Genomic DNA, 14,923 nt, shown 5'->3' on the forward strand with positions numbered 1-14,923 from the left:
ATGGCGGCATCCAGGTACGCAGGCTCGCAGCCATCGACGCACACCACCACGACGGGGCGGCTCATCCAGCGGTAGCTGCGGGCATTGACTTCGAGTGTCTCCGGTGTCATTTCAGACTTCCTTTTGGGGTGGGTTGTTCGATGCGGTCGCCGCGTCGGAATCGGCGCGGCCGAAGGCCTTGTGCATGCGCGCGCGGCTGCCCGCGACGTGCTGGCGCAGCGCGCGCCCTGCCGTGTCGGGGTCGCCGCTGGCAATGGCGTCGACGATGTCGCGGTGCTCGTCGGCCGACACGCGCAGGCCGCCGCCGCTGTCGAGCGCACGCATTCTGAAAAGGTGCAGCTCCTTGACCAGGCGCTTGTAGGTTTCGGTGAGCTTCTTGCTGCCGGCCGTGTCGAGCAGGATCTCGTGGAACTGCAGGTTGAGCTGCGCGTATTGCTCCACGTCCTGCGCCTGGGCTGCCGAGCGCATTGCATCGAGCATGGCGCGCAGGCGCTCGACCGCGTCGGGCTTGATGGCGAGCGCCACGCGCCGGCCGATGATTTCTTCCAGCGCCTCGCGCAGTTCGTAGATTTCGTCGGCTTCCTCGAACGCAATCTCGCGCACGAAGACCCCACGGTTCTTTTCGTTGCGCACGAGGCCGGCCTCTTCCAGCGCACGCAACGCCTCGCGGATAGGGCCGCGGCTGGTGTTGAAGCGCTGCGAGAGTTCGCTCTCGTTGATGCGGCTGCCCACGGGGAGCTCGCCGGTCATGATCAAACGCTCGATTTCTTCCTGCATCAGCATCGGCAGCGAGCTGGACTGGAGAAACGCGAGGGCGGCGGAGTGATTGGTGGTGACCATGGGGCGTATTTTCCCCGAGGATTGAAAACTGTCAACAATTTTTTATTGACAGTCTTCAATCAGCAATCTACATTGCGTTCACCGGACCTTGGAACGCCACGCGCCGGAGCCCGCCACTCACTCACCCCCTGTGACAGCAAGCCACTTCAGGAGAAACAGATGACGATGAAACAAAGCACGCGCCGTCTCACGGCGGCCCTGTGCGTTGCGGCGCTAGGCCTCATGGCCGGCGGCGCCGCCTGGGCGCAGAAGACTCCGCTCCTGGTCTACACGGCGCTCGAGACCGACGCCATGAAGCTCTACAAGGACGCCTTCGAAAAAGCCAACCCCGACATCGAAGTGAAGTGGGTGCGCGACTCCACCGGCATCGTCACCGCCAAGCTGCTGGCCGAAAAAGCCAACCCGCAGGCCGATGTGGTGGCCGGCCTGGCTGCCAGCAGCCTCGCGCTGCTGCAGCAGGAAGGCATGCTCCTGCCCTACGAGCCCAAGGGCTTCAAGGACCTGAACCCCGCCTACTCCGACAGCGCCCGCCCGCCGGCCTGGGTCGGCATGGACGTCTGGGCCGCAACCATCTGCTTCAACCGCGTCGAAGCCCAGAAGCTCGGCCTGCCCAAGCCCGAGAGCTGGAAGGACCTGGCCAAGCCTGTCTACAAGGGCACCATCTCGATGCCGCACCCGGCCTCCAGCGGCACCGGTTATCTCGACGTGTCGTCATGGCTGCAGAACATGGGCGACGCCGAAGGCTGGAAGTACATGGACGCGCTGCACCAGAACATCGCCCAGTACGTGCACTCGGGCTCCAAGCCCTGCAAGCAGGCCGGCGCGGGTGAGTTCCCCATCGGCATCTCGTTCGAGTTCCGCGCGCATCAGGTCAAGAAGTCGGGCGCACCCGTCGACCTGATCTTCCCGAAGGAAGGCCTGGGCTGGGACATCGAGGCCACCAGCATCATGAAGACGAGCAAGAAGACGGAACAGGCCAAGCGCTTCGCCGACTGGATGGCCAGCAAGGAGGCCAACCAGATCACCTCCACATGGTGGGCGGTAGTGGCCTACCCCGGCGTGGCCTCGAAGCTAGAAGGCATTCCGGACAACTACGAAAAGCTGCTCGCCAAGAACGACATCAACTGGGCAGCGAAGAACCGCGAGCGCATCCTGGCGGAATGGAGCAAGCGCTACGAAGGCAAGGCTGAACCCAAGTAGGCCCGACGGCATTCCCCACGACTTTCAATCCGCGGGCGCTGCCGCAGTGGTGACGCCCGCCAACGACGAGTGCGAAAAATGGATATGACCGACACCAAGTTCATTGCCAGCCCGGTGCCTGCTAGCGCTCCTGCAGCGCTCGAGATCGTCGGCGTTCGCAAGGACTTCGAATCCTTCAGTGCGCTGCGCGACGTGCACCTGCGCGTGAACCCGGGCGAGATGCTGTGCTTTCTGGGCCCCTCGGGCTGCGGCAAGACCACGCTGCTGCGCATCATCGCGGGGCTGGAAACGCAGACCGCCGGGCAGATCCTGCAGAACGGCAAGGACGTCTCGTGGCTGCCGCCGGACCGGCGCGACTACGGCATCGTCTTCCAGTCGTATGCGCTCTTTCCCAACCTGTCGATTGCCGAGAACGTCGGCTACGGGCTGGTCAACAGCCGCGCCAAACGGGGTGAGATCAAGGTGCGAGTCGAAGAGCTGCTGAAGCTCGTCGGCCTGCCGACCTCGGGCAACAAATACCCGAGCCAGCTTTCGGGCGGCCAGCAGCAACGCGTGGCACTGGCCCGCGCGCTCGCCACGCGCCCCGGTCTGCTGCTGCTCGATGAGCCGCTGTCGGCGCTCGATGCGCTGGAGCGCATCCGCCTGCGCGGCGAAATCCGCCGGCTGCAGAAGCAGGTCGGCATCACGACCATCATGGTCACGCATGACCAGGAAGAGGCGCTGTCGATGGCCGACCGCATCGTGGTCATGAACCACGGCGTGATCGAGCAGGTCGGCACGCCGATGGAAGTCTACGAACAGCCGGCCACGCCCTTCGTGGCCGATTTCGTCGGCAAGGTCAACGTGCTGCGTGCGGTGGCGCTGGGCAACCATCGCTTCAAGGTGGGCGACATGGAACTGCAGTGCGATGCCTGCGACGGTGCCTTCGAGCCCGGCGAAGCCGTCAACCTCTACCTGCGCCCCGAAGACCGCGCGGTCGAGCACCTGGGCGACGACACGGCCAACCGCCTGCAGGCGCTGGTCACCAAGGTCGAATTCCTCGGTGGCCTGTGCATCGCCGAAGTGACGGCCGATGCGCTGCACGGACAAACGCTCGGCCTGCACTTCTCGCTCAACCAGCTGCACGACCTCGACATCCGCGAAGGCAACACCATCGACATCGCGCTGCGCGCCAACCGCATCCGCGCCTTCTCCGCACGCAGCCCGAAGCCATGAACACGCTGGCACACCCTCGCCCTTCGTTCGCCGCGCGACCGGCCATGCGCTGGAGCCGCGACGAGACCATTGCCCGGGTCATCCTGTTCGTGGTGATGGCAATGCTCTTCGTGTTCCTGATCGCACCGCTGGCGACCATCCTGGCCCATGCGGTGCAGGACAAGGACGGCCGCTTCGTCGGCCTCGCCCACTTCATCACCTACTTCCAGACGCCGAGCCTGCTGCGCGCGGCGTGGAATTCGGTGTGGGTCTCGGCGGCGGTGGTGATGATCTCGGTGCCCACCGCCTTCGTCTTTGCCTACGCGCTCACGCGCAGCTGCATGCCGGCGCCGCTGAAAGCGGTGTTCCGCCTCATCGCGTTGATTCCGCTGCTGGCGCCCTCGCTGCTGTCGGCCATTTCCTTCGTGCAGTGGTTCGGCAACCAGGGGGCTCTCAAGTTCCTGCTGGGCGGCGCGTCGATCTACGGTGCGCCCGGCATCATCCTGGCCGAGGTCTACAACACCTTTCCGCACGCGCTGATGATCCTGGTCACCGCGCTGTCGCTCGCCGACGGCCGGCTGTACGAGGCGGCCACCGCGCTGCGCACGCGGCCGTTGCGCCAGTTCATGACCATCACGCTGCCCTCGTGCAAGTACGGCCTCATCAGCGCGGCGACCGTTGTCTTCACCTACGTCGTGAGCGACTTCGGCGCGCCCAAGGTGATCGGCGGCAACTTCAACGTGCTGTCGGTCGATGTGTTCAAGCAGGTAGTCGGGCAGCACAACTTCTCCATCGGCGCGGTGGTGGGCATGCTGCTGTTGCTTCCCTCGATCATTTCCTTCGTGATCGACTACGTGGTGCGGCGCAAGCTGAAGGCGCAGCTCACGGCGCGCTCGGTGCCCTACAGCCCCAAGCGCCGCAAGCTCGCCGATCCGCTGCTGATGCTGTTCTGTGCGGTCGTGTGCGGGCTGCTGCTGGCCACCATCGGCATGGCGATCTACACCTCGCTGATCTCGCTGTGGCCCTACGACCTTTCGCTCACGCTCAAGCACTACCACTTCGTACTGGTCGAAAGCGACATGGCCGCGGCCTACGGCAACAGCCTGATCGTTGCCATGGCCACCGCCGTGGCCGGCTCGCTGATCGTCTTCGTGGGCGCCTACCTGATCGAGAAGACGCGCAACCTCGGCCTGATGCGCAAGGGCATGCATCTGATGGCGGTGCTGTCGATGGCGGTGCCGGGCCTTGTGCTCGGGCTGGGCTACGTGATGTTCTTCAACCATCCGGCCAACCCGCTGAACTTTCTCTACCAGACGATGGCGATCCTGATCATCTCGATGGTGGTGCACTACTACACCTCGAGCCATCTCACGGCCGTGACGGCGCTCAAGCAGATCGACAACGAGTTCGAAGCCGTGTCGGCCTCGCTCAAGGTGCCGTTCTTCAAGACCTTCCTGCGCGTGACGGTGCCGGTGTGCCTGCCGGCGATCCTGGACATCGGGCGCTACTTCTTCGTGGTGTCGATGGCCAGCCTGTCGTGCGCCATCTTTCTCTACACGCCGGAGACCATCCTGGCCTCGGTCGCGATCATGCATCTGGACGACGCCGGCGACATCGGCCCGGCCGCGGCGCTGGCCAGCCTGATCGTCGTCACCTCGACCATCGTGTGCATCGCCTACTCGCTGCTGACGCGCGTGCTGCTGTCGCGCACGCAGGCCTGGCGCAACCTGAGCCGCGGTTGAACGGCGGCCTCTCTGTCTTCCCCGTCCTCTCATTCCTTTCCCTGCCTGGAGACATCATGAGTCAAGCCCCCTACCCCATTCTTCTCACGCCCGGCCCCCTGACCACTTCGGACCGCACGCGGCAGGCGATGCTGCGCGACTGGGGATCGTGGGACGCCGACTTCAACCAGATCACCGCACGCATCCGCAAGCATGTGCTGGAGATCGTGCACGGCACCGGCACGCACGAGTGCGTTCCGCTGCAGGGCAGCGGGACCTTCTCGGTGGAAGCTGCCATCGGCACCGTCGTGCCGCGCGACGGCCACGTGCTGGTGCCGAGCAATGGCGCGTACTGCCAGCGGCTCGCCAAGATCTGCAAGGTGCTCGGCCGCAAGCTGACCACCATCGACTACACGGAAGAAAAGCAGGTCTCGCCGGCCGACGTTGACCGGGCGCTCGCGGCCGACCCAGGCATCACCCACGTCGCGGTGGTGCACTGCGAAACCGGCGCCGGCGTACTCAACCCCCTGCACGAGATCGCGGTGGTTGTCGCCAGGCACGGCCGCGGGCTGATCATCGACGCCATGAGCTCCTTCGGCGCGCTGGAGATCGATGCGCGCAAGACGCCCTTCGATGCGGTCGTCGCCGCTTCGGGCAAATGCCTCGAAGGCGTGCCGGGCATGGGTTTCGTCGTCATCAAGCGCAGCACGCTCGAGAAGTGCGAAGGCAACTGCCACTCGCTGAGCATGGACCTGTACGACCAGTGGGTGTACATGGAGAAGACCACGCAGTGGCGCTTCACGCCGCCTACGCACGTGGTCGCCGCGCTCGACACCGCCATCGCGCAGTACATCGAGGAAGGCGGCCTTGCGGCGCGCGGCGGGCGATATGCGCGCAACTGCAAGGCGCTGATCGAAGGCCTGGCTTCGCTGGGCATCCGCAGCTTCCTGGAGTCCGCCATCCAGGCGCCGATCATCGTCACCTTCCACGCGCCCGACGATGCCAACTACGACTTCAAGACCTTCTACCAGGAGGTGAAGAAGCGCGGCTACATCCTCTACCCCGGCAAGCTCACGCAGGTGGAGACCTTCCGCGTCGGCTGCATGGGCCACTTCGGCGAGGCGGGCATTCCGGGCGCCGTGGCCGCCATCGGCGAGACGCTCAAGGCCATGGGCATCAGGCGCGTCACCGCACCCGTTGCCGCCTGAAGGCACGGCAATGGGCGACGAAACGCCACGCCGCTACATCCTCACCCTCACCTGCCCGGACCGCACGGGCATCGTGGCGGGCGTGGGCAGCTTCATCGCAAGCCACGGCGGCCTGATCACCCAAGCCGCACAGCACGGTGACGCGCTGCACAACCGCTTCTACATGCGGGTGGAGATCCAGGCCGACACGCTGCCCTTCTACCTGGACGAACTGCGCGAACGCTTCGCGCCGGTCGCCAAGCAGTTCGATATGGAGTGGAGCGTTTCCGACAGCTCGGTGAAGAAACGCATGCTGGTGCTGGTGAGCAAGCTCGACCACTGCCTGAACGACCTGCTGCACCGCTGGCGCAACAAGGACTTGCACTGCGAAATTCCGTGCGTGATCTCCAATCACAACGACCTGCGATCCTTCGTCGAGTGGCACGGCATCCCGTTCTTCCACGTGCCGGTGACGCCCGACACCAAGACGCAGGCCTACGCCGAAGTGGAGCGGCTGTTCCGCGAGTTCAGCGGCGACTTCATGGTGCTCGCGCGCTACATGCAGGTGCTGTCGGACGACATGACCCAGCGCCTGCGCAACCGCATCATCAATATCCACCACAGCTTCCTGCCGGCCTTCGTCGGCGGCAAGCCCTACCACCAGGCCTTCGAGCGCGGCGTGAAGATGACCGGCGCAACCAGCCACTACGTGACGGCCGAGCTCGACGCCGGCCCGATCATCGACCAGGGCGTGATCGACATCGACCACGGCAACTCGATCGAGGAGATGGTGCGGCTCGGCAAGGACATCGAAAAGAGCGTGCTGTCGCGCAGCGTGCGCCTCCACCTGGAAGACCGGATCCTGGTCCATCGCAACAAGACGGTGGTCTTCAAGTAACCCTCCCTCAATCAACGAGTCCTCCGACACATCATGGCGACGCCACTTCCCTCCCATGCGCAGGTCGTCATTGCGGGCGGCGGCATTGCCGGCTGCAGCGCGGCCTACCACCTCACCCAGCTCGGCTGCACCGACGTGATCGTGCTCGAACAAGGCCAGCTCACCTGCGGCACGACCTGGCATGCCGCCGGGCTGGTCGGCCAGCTGCGCGCGAACCGCAGCATGACGAAGATGAGCCGCTACGGCATCGACCTGTATGCCTCGCTCGAAGCCGAGACGAGCCTGGCCACCGGCTGGAAACAGTGCGGCAGCATCACGGTCGCCCGAACGCCCGAGCGCATGACGCTTCTGCGACGGACCATCGCCACGGCCCGCAGCTTCGGCATCGAGGCCGAGTTCATCACGCCGGCCGAAGCGCTGGAGTTGTGGCCGCTGATGCGCATCGACGATCTCGTGGGCGCAGTCTGGCTGCCCGGCGACGGCAAGGCGAACCCGACCGACCTCACGCAATCGCTGGCCAAGGGCGCGCGCAACCGCGGCGCGAAAATTTTCGAGGGCGTGCAGATCACCGGCACGATCATCGAGAACGGCCGCATCGTCGGCGTCGAGACCAGCCAGGGCACGGTGCGCTGCGAGAGCTTTCTCAACTGCGCCGGCCAATGGGCGCGCGAGCTGGGCAAGATGTCGGGCGTCAACATTCCGCTGCATTCGGCCGAGCACTTCTACCTGGTCACCAAGGAGATCGAAGGCGTCCACCGGGACCTGCCGGTGCTGCGCGACCCCGACGGCTACATCTACTACAAGGAAGAAGTCGGCGGCCTGGTGATGGGCGGCTTCGAGCCGGTGGCCAAGCCCTGGGGCATGGACGGCATCCCGTCGAAGTTCGAGTTCCAGCTGCTGCCGGACGACATGGACCAGTTCCAGATCCTGCTCGACGAAGCGGTGCACCGCACGCCGGCGCTGGAGACCACCGAGATCAAGCTGTTCCTGAACGGCCCCGAGAGCTTCACGCCGGACGGCAACTTCATCCTCGGCGAAGCGCCCGAGGTGCGCGGCTATTTCGTGGCCGCCGGCTTCAACTCGGCCGGCATCGCCAACGCGGGCGGCGCGGGCAAGCTGATCGCCGAATGGATCGTCGGCGGCGCCGCGCCGGCCGATCTGCTCGACGTGGACATCCGCCGCTTCGCGCCCTTCAACAGCAACAAGCGCTGGCTGAAGGACCGCACGGTGGAAGCGCTCGGGCTGCACTACGCAATGCGCTGGCCGCGCCACGAGCTGGAGTCCGGACGACCGCTGCGCCGCTCGCCGCTGTACGACCGGCTCAAGGCCAAGGGCGCCGCCTTCGGCAGCAAGCTGGGATGGGAGCGCGCGAGCTGGTTCGCATTGCCGGGGCACGAGGCGCACGCCCGCTACGGCTTCGGCCGCCCCGACTGGCTGGATGCCTGCATCGAAGAGCAGATGGCGGTGCGGCGAGACGTGGTTGTCTTCGACCAGACCTCGTTCGGCAAGCTCATGGTGCAGGGCCGCGACGCCGAGCTGCTGCTGCAGCGCCTGTGCGCCAACGATGTGGCGATCCGGCCTGCAAGCATGGTCTACACCGCGCTGCTCAACGAACGCGGCGGCTTCGAGAGCGACCTCACGGTGATGCGGCTGGCGGCAGACTGCTTCCTGATCATCACCGGTTCCGCTCAACCCTGCCGCGACATCGGCCACATCAGGCGCCACCTGCATGCGCACGAGCATGTGACGGTGACGGACGTGACCTCCAGCTACTGCACCCTCACGGTGACCGGCCCGAAGGCGCAGCAGCTGCTGTCCCGGGTCACGCCGCAGGACCTGGGCAAGGAGGCGTTTCCGCAATCGGCAGTGATCGAGATCGATGTCGGCTACGCGCGCGCACTCGCGGCCAAGGTCTCGTACGTCGGCGGTCCGGGATGGGAGCTGTACATCCCGACTGAGATGGCGGTGCATGTGTACGACACGCTGTTCGACGCGGGCGCCGACCTGGGCCTTCGCGACGGCGGCTACTACACGATCGACGCCTTGCGCATCGAGGCCGGGCGCCGGGCCTTCGGCCTCGAACTTGGTCCGGACGAAAACCCGTTCGAGGCGGGCCTGGAATTCGCGGTCCAGCTGGACAAGCCGGTTGCCTTCATCGGACAGGCCGCGCTCGCGAAGATCACACCCGAACGGCTCTCCAAGCGGCTGATGATGTTCACGCTGGACGACCCGCAGGCCTTCGCATGGGGCGGCGAACCGATCCTGCGCAACGGCAAGGCCGTCGGCGAGCTGACCTCCACGGCTTACAGCGCGGTACTGGAGCGGATGGTGGTGATGGGCTACGCACGCAGCGCCGAACCACTGACGAGGGAAGAGGCAATGCACGGCGAGTACGAAATCGACATCGCCGGCCAGCGCTTTGCAGCCACGCCGCAATCGCGGCCGCCTTACCCCTCGCTCATCAAGGCTGCGCTCGAACGGCGCGGATAGCTGAAACCGGCCTGATGCCCGCTGAAGGCGGCGCAACCCCAAGGCCTATCCGCTGGCCTTGACGGCCTCCACCAGATGCCGCACGAAGGCTTTCGCGGCATCGGGCAGCGAGCGGCCCGCCATGGTCTCTATCTCCAGGTGCCGCTCGTTCATTTCGCGGTCTTTCACGGGGAGGGCGACCAGCGCCTTGCTCTGCAGCAGCGTGCGTATCGACAGCGGGCCGTAGAAGGCGATGCTGCCGCCGCCGGCCGCTGCAAAGCTCAGCAGCGCATTCGCGTGGTTGCTGGACATGGCCTGTGAATAGCGCAGCCCCTGCCGGGCGCAGCTTGCGTCGAGCAGGCGGCGTATGGAGCTGTCTTCCTGCGGCAGCCCCAGCGGATACGCGACCACCTGGCGCAGCGACAGCTGCCGTTGCTGCGCCAATGGGTGGTCCCTGGCCATCACGGCGAGGATGGGGCTGGGGTACCGCAGCTGGATCTCGATGCCGGGCTCGGGCGCAGCGCTCAGGGTGATGCCTACGTCGGCCTCGCCGTCGCGCACCTGGCTCGAAATATCGGTGGGCGAGCAGACCTCCAGGTGAAAGCGGATGCCCTCGTGCTTGCGGCGGAAGTCCGCGATCAGCCTGGGAATGAAGTCAAAGGCAAAGCCCTCGGTGCTCGCCACGCGCACATGGCCGCTGCGCAGGCCGCGCAGGCCGGCGATGTCGTTCGTGACCCGCTCGATGTCTTGTTGCGCCCGCTTGGCGTGTGCCGCCAGCAGCTCGCCCGCGGCATTGGGCACCATGCCGCGCGCATGGCGCTCGAACAGCAGGGTGTCGAGTTCGCGCTCCAGCCGCGCCACCTGCCGGCTCACCGCCGAGGGCGCCACGTTGAGCTTGAGCGCTGCCTCCTTCACGGAGCCGGTTTTCACGACCTCGAGAAAGTAGCGCACCGCGGTCTCCTGCAAGGCACGAAGCTGCATGAATTTCTCCTGTGGCGTGGCCCGAAACGAATTGCGTGGATTGCCGATTCGGCAACGCAGAATTCTAAACATTGCGCTTGTGACACCGGCATGACGCTCCTAGGATGAACCCGCCCTCTCCCGATCCCCATCGAAATCCCCGTCGAAATCCAGGAGTTCCCGATGAACCGTCTCCCGCTCATGGCGCGCATGGCACTGGTATGTGGCCTCGCACTTGGCGCCCTGCCGCTGACCGCGCCCGCCGCCGCGGCGGACTTTCCCTCGCGCCCGATCACGCTGGTCATTCCGTTCCCGCCGGGTGGGGCGACGGACGTCAACGGGCGCGTGATCGCGCAACGTCTGGGCAAGGAGCTCGGCCAGCCCGTCATCATCGAGAACCGCGCGGGCGCCGGCACGGTGGTCGGCGCAAGCTATGTGTCGAAGGCCGCGCCCGACGGCTACACGCTGCTGATCAGCTCGGGCTCGACGTTCACTGTCAACCCCGCGATCCGCGCCACCCTGCCCTACGACCCGGTGAAGAGCTTCGACCCCATCGGCATCGCGGGTCGCGTCGCGCTGATCCTGCTGGCGAACAGCGAGGTGCCTGTGCAGACGGTGAAGCAGTTCGTCGATTACGTGAAGGCCTCGCCGGGCAAGTATTCGTACGGCTCCTTCGGCACCGGCACCACCGCGCAGTTCGCCGGCGAAACCATGCTGCATGCCACTGGCCTGAAGATGACGCACATCCCCTACAAGGGCAGCGCGCCCGCAATGACCGACCTGATGGGAGGCCAGATTCCGTTCAGCATCGACACGGTGAGCGCGGCGATCCCGCAGCTCAAGAGCGGAAAGATCAAGGCCATTGCGCTGACGACTGCGAAGCGCTCCGCCCTGCTGCCCGACGTGCCCACCTTCGCCGAGAGCGGTTATGCCAGCGTCGACATGGACTCGTGGCTGATGATCGCCGTCCCGAAGGGCGTGCCCGCCGACGTGAAGGCCAAGCTTGAGAAGGCGCTGGCCGCGACCATCGCCGACCCCGAAACGCGTACCAAGCTGCTGGGCCAGGGGCTGGAGCCGGCGTTCAGCAGCAGTACCGCGTCGAGTGAGCTGATCAACCGCGAACTGCCCTTGATGCGTGCCGTTGCGGCTCGCGCAAACATCACAGCCGACTGATGAACCCGACGAACAACACATCCCGCGACACCAGCACCGAGCTCGTCGAAAAATCCGCCGTCGAACTGCGCCGGCTCATCGGCAGCAAGGCCATCTCGCCCGTCGAGCTCCTTGAAGCATGCATCGCGCGCATCGAGCGCGTGAACCCCTTCGTCAACGCGGTGACCGCAACCTGTTTCGAGCGCGCGCGCAACGAAGCCATGGTGGCCGAAAGCGCCGTGATGCGCGGCGATGCGCTCGGCCTGCTGCACGGCCTTCCGCTGGGCGTGAAAGACCTGGAGCCCACCGAAGGCCTGCTCACGACCTGGGGCTCGGCGATCTACCGCGACCACGTGCCCACGGAAGACATCGAGCTGGTGGCCCGCCTGCGCCGCGCGGGCGCCATCGTGGCGGGCAAGACCAACGTGCCCGAGATGGGCGCGGGCGCCAACTCGCGCAACGACGTGTGGGGCGCCACGGGCAACCCCTTCAATCCGAACCTGAATGCCGGCGGCTCCTCGGGCGGCTCGGCGGCTGCGCTGGCCTGCGACATGCTGCCCGTGTGCACCGGCTCCGACACCGGCGGGTCGCTCCGCATTCCGGCGGCCAAGTGCGGCGTGGTGGGCTTCCGGCCGTCGCCGGGCATCGTGCCCAGCGTGCGCAAGCCATTGGGCTGGACGCCCATTTCGGTCGTCGGCCCCATGGGCCGGACGGTGGAAGACGCCTGCCTGCAGATGGCGGCATCCGCCGGCATGCACACGGGCGACCCGCTGAGCTATCCGCTCGACCCGATGTCTTTTCTGGCGCCCGCGCTGGTCGACCTGGCCGGCCTGCGCGTGGCGTGGACCGAAGACTTCGGCACCTGCGCCGTGGACGACGGCATCCGCGCCACCTTCCGGCAGAAGATCGAAGCCATGCGGCACCTGTTCCGCCGCTGCGACAAGGTCGAGTTCGACATGGGCGAGGCGCACCGCTGCTTCGACGTGCTGCGTGCCGAAGCCTTCGTGGCAGGCATGCAGGCGGCCTACGAGCGCGACCCCGCCAGCCTGGGACCCAACCCGCGCGCGAACTACGAGATGGGCGCGCGCATGAGCCTGCTCGACAGCGCCTGGGCGCAGGCCGAGCAGACGCGGCTCATCAAGCGCTTTCAGACGACCTTCGCCGACTACGACCTGGTGCTGTCGCCCACCACGCCGGTGTCGCCCTTTCCGTGGACGCAGCTGTATGCCGGCCACATCAACGGAGAGCAGCAGGCCAACTACTACCGCTGGCTGGCGCTGACCTACGTGGTCACGCTCACCACGCACCCGGCCATTTCGCTGCCCTGCGGACTCGACCATGCGGGCATGCCCTTCGGGCTGCAGGTGGTGGGCGGCTTTCGCGCCGACCACCAGGTGCTGGGCGCAGCGCGGGCGATGGAGGAAGCCTTCTCGGCCCACGCGCAGCTGCGCCGCCCGCGGCCCGACCTGGCCTCGTTGCGCATGGCCGAACCCGCGCTGACTTCGATCGTCAAGACGCCGCCGGTCTTCGACCGTCGCGGTACGAGGGCTGCCGCGGCGTCTGCCGTCTGAGGGAGTCGAGTCGCCAAGGCGCGGGGGAAGCCTTGCCATGTCGCACGCGGGTGCGTCAAATGCCGGGCATCTTCACTCACAGCCTCAGGAGAACCATGGCCATCGACACCCTCGCCACCTGGCACCGGCTCGTCAAGGAACGCGACGTGGCGGGGCTCGACGCCCTGCTGGACGACGAGGCCGTCTTCCACTCGCCGGTGGTGCACAAGCCCCAGGTCGGGAAAGCCATCACGCAGAAGTACCTGGCCGCGGCGTTCCAGGTCTTCTTCAACGAGAGCTTCCGCTATGTGCGCGAGCTCCGGTCCGCGAACGACGCCGTGCTCGAATTCGCGCTGGAGCTGGACGGCATCCAGATCAACGGCGTCGACATGATGAAGTGGAACGACGCAGGCAGGATCACCGAGTTCAAGGTGATGCTGCGCCCCCTGAAGGCGGTGAACCTCATTCACCAGAAGATGGCGGCGCAGCTCCAGGCGGCGCAATCCTAGTCAGTCGGCGACGACCTGCAGGCTGCCCTGCACGCTGTACGCCCGCACGCACATGCGGGTCAGCTGCACGAGAAAGCGGAACACGGTCGGCTCGCACAGGCAGTCCGGCGTGATCGCCATGATGTCCTTGCGGAACTCCATCAGCCGGTCGCCGGACATCGCCATTTCGGCGGAGGCGCCGTAGTAGTTCTTCCAGAAGTCCTGCAGCAGGCCGCGCTTGACTTCGTCGATCACGAGCGTGTAGCCGCGCTCCCAGACCTCTTCGTCCATGGGCAGGCAGTCGACGCCGGGATCCTCCGGGCGGGCACCTGGGGGCACCAGGAACACGCGCCGCATGGCGACTCTTTCAACGGCGGTTTGCGAGTGCATCGCCGGACTCCGGAACTTCAGCGGTGATGGCTGCCTCAGCGGCATGGGGTATTGCAACATGGCGTGGCTTTCTCATGGTCGTCATCCTCGGCGGAGGCGCACGTTGTGTGACAGGCTTGGAATTTCAGGCCGCGAGCAGTCGCAGGCGGCTCGCATTGGAATGGGCCAGGCTCTCCGGCTGGTCCCAGGTACCGTCTGCGTTCAGCGTGGTGGTCAACGCGTAGACGCCTGCCGGGAATGGCAGCTCCAGCGGGTTGTTGACCGTGCTGACGTCGATCACGCCGCCTTCCTCGTAGTCACCGTAGGCGATGAAGTACTTGGGCCGCGGCGAGAAGGCCAGGTTCTGGTTGGGGCGCGCCTGCGCCGCATACACCGTGCTGCCCCCCATGGTCACGCCCACGGCGGCCGCGGACCTCATCGGGATGCTGGGCGATTCGGCGAGATAGAAGCGGGATTGGTCGGGCCCCTGGGTGGGGTTCACGAACCGGTAGGCGCCGTTGTAGTCCAGCGTGATCTTGTTGTTCAGGCCGCTGGGGTCGTAGGTTTCAGTGGCGATGAACTGGATGCCGGGCTGCAGCTCGCCCGTCTCGGCCCAGGAGAAGCCGGTGTCGATGCTCCACTGGAACTTGACGCGCGAAGTCGGGCTCGGGTTCGAGAACCTGGCGAACCAGGCCAGCGACAGGGCATTCGGCGCCCATTGCGTCGGGTCGTTCTGGAACACCATGAAATAAGCCGAATGGCTCGCATGGTTGTTGACCGTGACGGAATAGATCATTCCCATGACAACTTCCCGGAAGTGGTTGATCAGCCAGTTCATGCCGCGACGGCGGCACCGAACTTGACGTCACTCTAGGGAGCGCAGGGGTCGAATGGA

13 protein-coding genes are annotated in these 14,923 nt (G+C 66.0%); 9 read left to right on the forward strand and 4 right to left on the reverse strand.

The genetic code is table 11. The features are described from left to right. Window positions 1-111: 111 nt before the first annotated feature. The gene (locus BLV60_RS29295) at window positions 112-840 is read right to left on the reverse strand and encodes a phosphonate utilization associated transcriptional regulator (protein WP_093058823.1); all 729 of its coding nucleotides are present in this window, start codon (window positions 838-840) and stop codon (window positions 112-114) included. Between the two features lie 159 nt (window positions 841-999). Here BLV60_RS29295 and BLV60_RS29300 point away from each other — a divergent pair, with 159 nt between their 5' ends. From BLV60_RS29300 to BLV60_RS29325, 6 genes are all read left to right on the forward strand, one after another. Then, the gene (locus tag BLV60_RS29300) at window positions 1,000-2,040 is read left to right on the forward strand and encodes a putative 2-aminoethylphosphonate ABC transporter substrate-binding protein (protein ID WP_093058824.1); all 1,041 of its coding nucleotides are present in this window, start codon (window positions 1,000-1,002) and stop codon (window positions 2,038-2,040) included. A 78-nt stretch (window positions 2,041-2,118) separates the two neighbouring features. Next, complete coding sequence (locus BLV60_RS29305; protein ID WP_093058825.1) at window positions 2,119-3,255, forward strand: putative 2-aminoethylphosphonate ABC transporter ATP-binding protein; 1,137 nt, start codon at window positions 2,119-2,121, stop codon at window positions 3,253-3,255. Then, window positions 3,252-4,976: a putative 2-aminoethylphosphonate ABC transporter permease subunit gene (locus BLV60_RS29310; RefSeq protein ID WP_093058826.1), complete on the forward strand. Its 1,725-nt coding sequence runs from the start codon at window positions 3,252-3,254 to the stop codon at window positions 4,974-4,976. The genes BLV60_RS29305 and BLV60_RS29310 overlap by 4 nt, the downstream gene beginning before the upstream one ends. Window positions 4,977-5,032: 56 nt before the next feature. Then, window positions 5,033-6,163: a 2-aminoethylphosphonate--pyruvate transaminase gene (locus BLV60_RS29315; protein WP_093058827.1), complete on the forward strand. Its 1,131-nt coding sequence runs from the start codon at window positions 5,033-5,035 to the stop codon at window positions 6,161-6,163. Between the two features lie 10 nt (window positions 6,164-6,173). Further along, on the forward strand, window positions 6,174-7,040 hold the full coding sequence (gene purU, locus BLV60_RS29320; protein WP_093058884.1) for a formyltetrahydrofolate deformylase: 867 nt from the start codon (window positions 6,174-6,176) through the stop codon (window positions 7,038-7,040). Between the two features lie 33 nt (window positions 7,041-7,073). Further along, a complete protein-coding gene (locus BLV60_RS29325) occupies window positions 7,074-9,530 on the forward strand; it encodes a GcvT family protein (RefSeq protein ID WP_093058828.1) in 2,457 nt (818 codons plus the stop codon). 45 nt (window positions 9,531-9,575) lie between these two features. Here BLV60_RS29325 and BLV60_RS29330 read toward each other — a convergent pair whose 3' ends face one another. Beyond that, window positions 9,576-10,490 (reverse strand): LysR family transcriptional regulator, encoded by a 915-nt coding sequence (locus BLV60_RS29330; RefSeq protein WP_093058829.1) that lies wholly within the window; start codon window positions 10,488-10,490, stop codon window positions 9,576-9,578. Between the two features lie 162 nt (window positions 10,491-10,652). Between BLV60_RS29330 and BLV60_RS29335 the strand changes: the two genes are divergently transcribed. The 3 genes from BLV60_RS29335 to BLV60_RS29345 all read left to right on the forward strand — a co-directional run bounded on the left by BLV60_RS29335 (window position 10,653) and on the right by BLV60_RS29345 (window position 13,680). Beyond that, window positions 10,653-11,642 carry a Bug family tripartite tricarboxylate transporter substrate binding protein gene (locus BLV60_RS29335; protein ID WP_093058830.1) on the forward strand — a complete coding sequence of 330 codons (990 nt, stop codon included), beginning with the start codon at window positions 10,653-10,655 and terminating at the stop codon, window positions 11,640-11,642. Beyond that, window positions 11,642-13,192: an amidase gene (locus tag BLV60_RS29340; protein ID WP_093058831.1), complete on the forward strand. Its 1,551-nt coding sequence runs from the start codon at window positions 11,642-11,644 to the stop codon at window positions 13,190-13,192. Before BLV60_RS29335 ends, BLV60_RS29340 begins: the two co-directional genes overlap by 1 nt. A 95-nt stretch (window positions 13,193-13,287) precedes the next feature. Then, window positions 13,288-13,680, forward strand: coding sequence for a nuclear transport factor 2 family protein (locus BLV60_RS29345; RefSeq protein ID WP_093058832.1), 393 nt, complete (start codon window positions 13,288-13,290; stop codon window positions 13,678-13,680). On the opposite strand, the gene BLV60_RS29350 is transcribed toward BLV60_RS29345, so the two are convergent. Next, a complete protein-coding gene (locus BLV60_RS29350) occupies window positions 13,681-14,049 on the reverse strand; it encodes a hypothetical protein (protein ID WP_256216981.1) in 369 nt (122 codons plus the stop codon). Between the two features lie 124 nt (window positions 14,050-14,173). After that, window positions 14,174-14,866: a hypothetical protein gene (locus tag BLV60_RS29355; protein ID WP_256329626.1), complete on the reverse strand. Its 693-nt coding sequence runs from the start codon at window positions 14,864-14,866 to the stop codon at window positions 14,174-14,176. Window positions 14,867-14,923: the final 57 nt, after the last annotated feature.

This window comes from Variovorax sp. YR634 (assembly GCF_900106655.1).
Classification (GTDB): domain Bacteria; phylum Pseudomonadota; class Gammaproteobacteria; order Burkholderiales; family Burkholderiaceae_C; genus Variovorax.

What these genes read in the sequence shown, in the direction of transcription:
- BLV60_RS29295 (WP_093058823.1), bottom strand. Translation starts at nt 840, where the DNA reads ATGGTCACCACCAATCACTCCGCCGCCCTCGCGTTTCTCCAGTCCAGC.
- BLV60_RS29300 (WP_093058824.1), top strand. Translation starts at nt 1,000, where the DNA reads ATGACGATGAAACAAAGCACGCGCCGTCTCACGGCGGCCCTGTGCGTT.
- BLV60_RS29305 (WP_093058825.1), top strand. Translation starts at nt 2,119, where the DNA reads ATGGATATGACCGACACCAAGTTCATTGCCAGCCCGGTGCCTGCTAGC.
- BLV60_RS29310 (WP_093058826.1), top strand. Translation starts at nt 3,252, where the DNA reads ATGAACACGCTGGCACACCCTCGCCCTTCGTTCGCCGCGCGACCGGCC.
- BLV60_RS29315 (WP_093058827.1), top strand. Translation starts at nt 5,033, where the DNA reads ATGAGTCAAGCCCCCTACCCCATTCTTCTCACGCCCGGCCCCCTGACC.
- purU (WP_093058884.1), top strand. Translation starts at nt 6,174, where the DNA reads ATGGGCGACGAAACGCCACGCCGCTACATCCTCACCCTCACCTGCCCG.
- BLV60_RS29325 (WP_093058828.1), top strand. Translation starts at nt 7,074, where the DNA reads ATGGCGACGCCACTTCCCTCCCATGCGCAGGTCGTCATTGCGGGCGGC.
- BLV60_RS29330 (WP_093058829.1), bottom strand. Translation starts at nt 10,490, where the DNA reads ATGCAGCTTCGTGCCTTGCAGGAGACCGCGGTGCGCTACTTTCTCGAG.
- BLV60_RS29335 (WP_093058830.1), top strand. Translation starts at nt 10,653, where the DNA reads ATGAACCGTCTCCCGCTCATGGCGCGCATGGCACTGGTATGTGGCCTC.
- BLV60_RS29340 (WP_093058831.1), top strand. Translation starts at nt 11,642, where the DNA reads ATGAACCCGACGAACAACACATCCCGCGACACCAGCACCGAGCTCGTC.
- BLV60_RS29345 (WP_093058832.1), top strand. Translation starts at nt 13,288, where the DNA reads ATGGCCATCGACACCCTCGCCACCTGGCACCGGCTCGTCAAGGAACGC.
- BLV60_RS29350 (WP_256216981.1), bottom strand. Translation starts at nt 14,049, where the DNA reads ATGCACTCGCAAACCGCCGTTGAAAGAGTCGCCATGCGGCGCGTGTTC.
- BLV60_RS29355 (WP_256329626.1), bottom strand. Translation starts at nt 14,866, where the DNA reads ATGAACTGGCTGATCAACCACTTCCGGGAAGTTGTCATGGGAATGATC.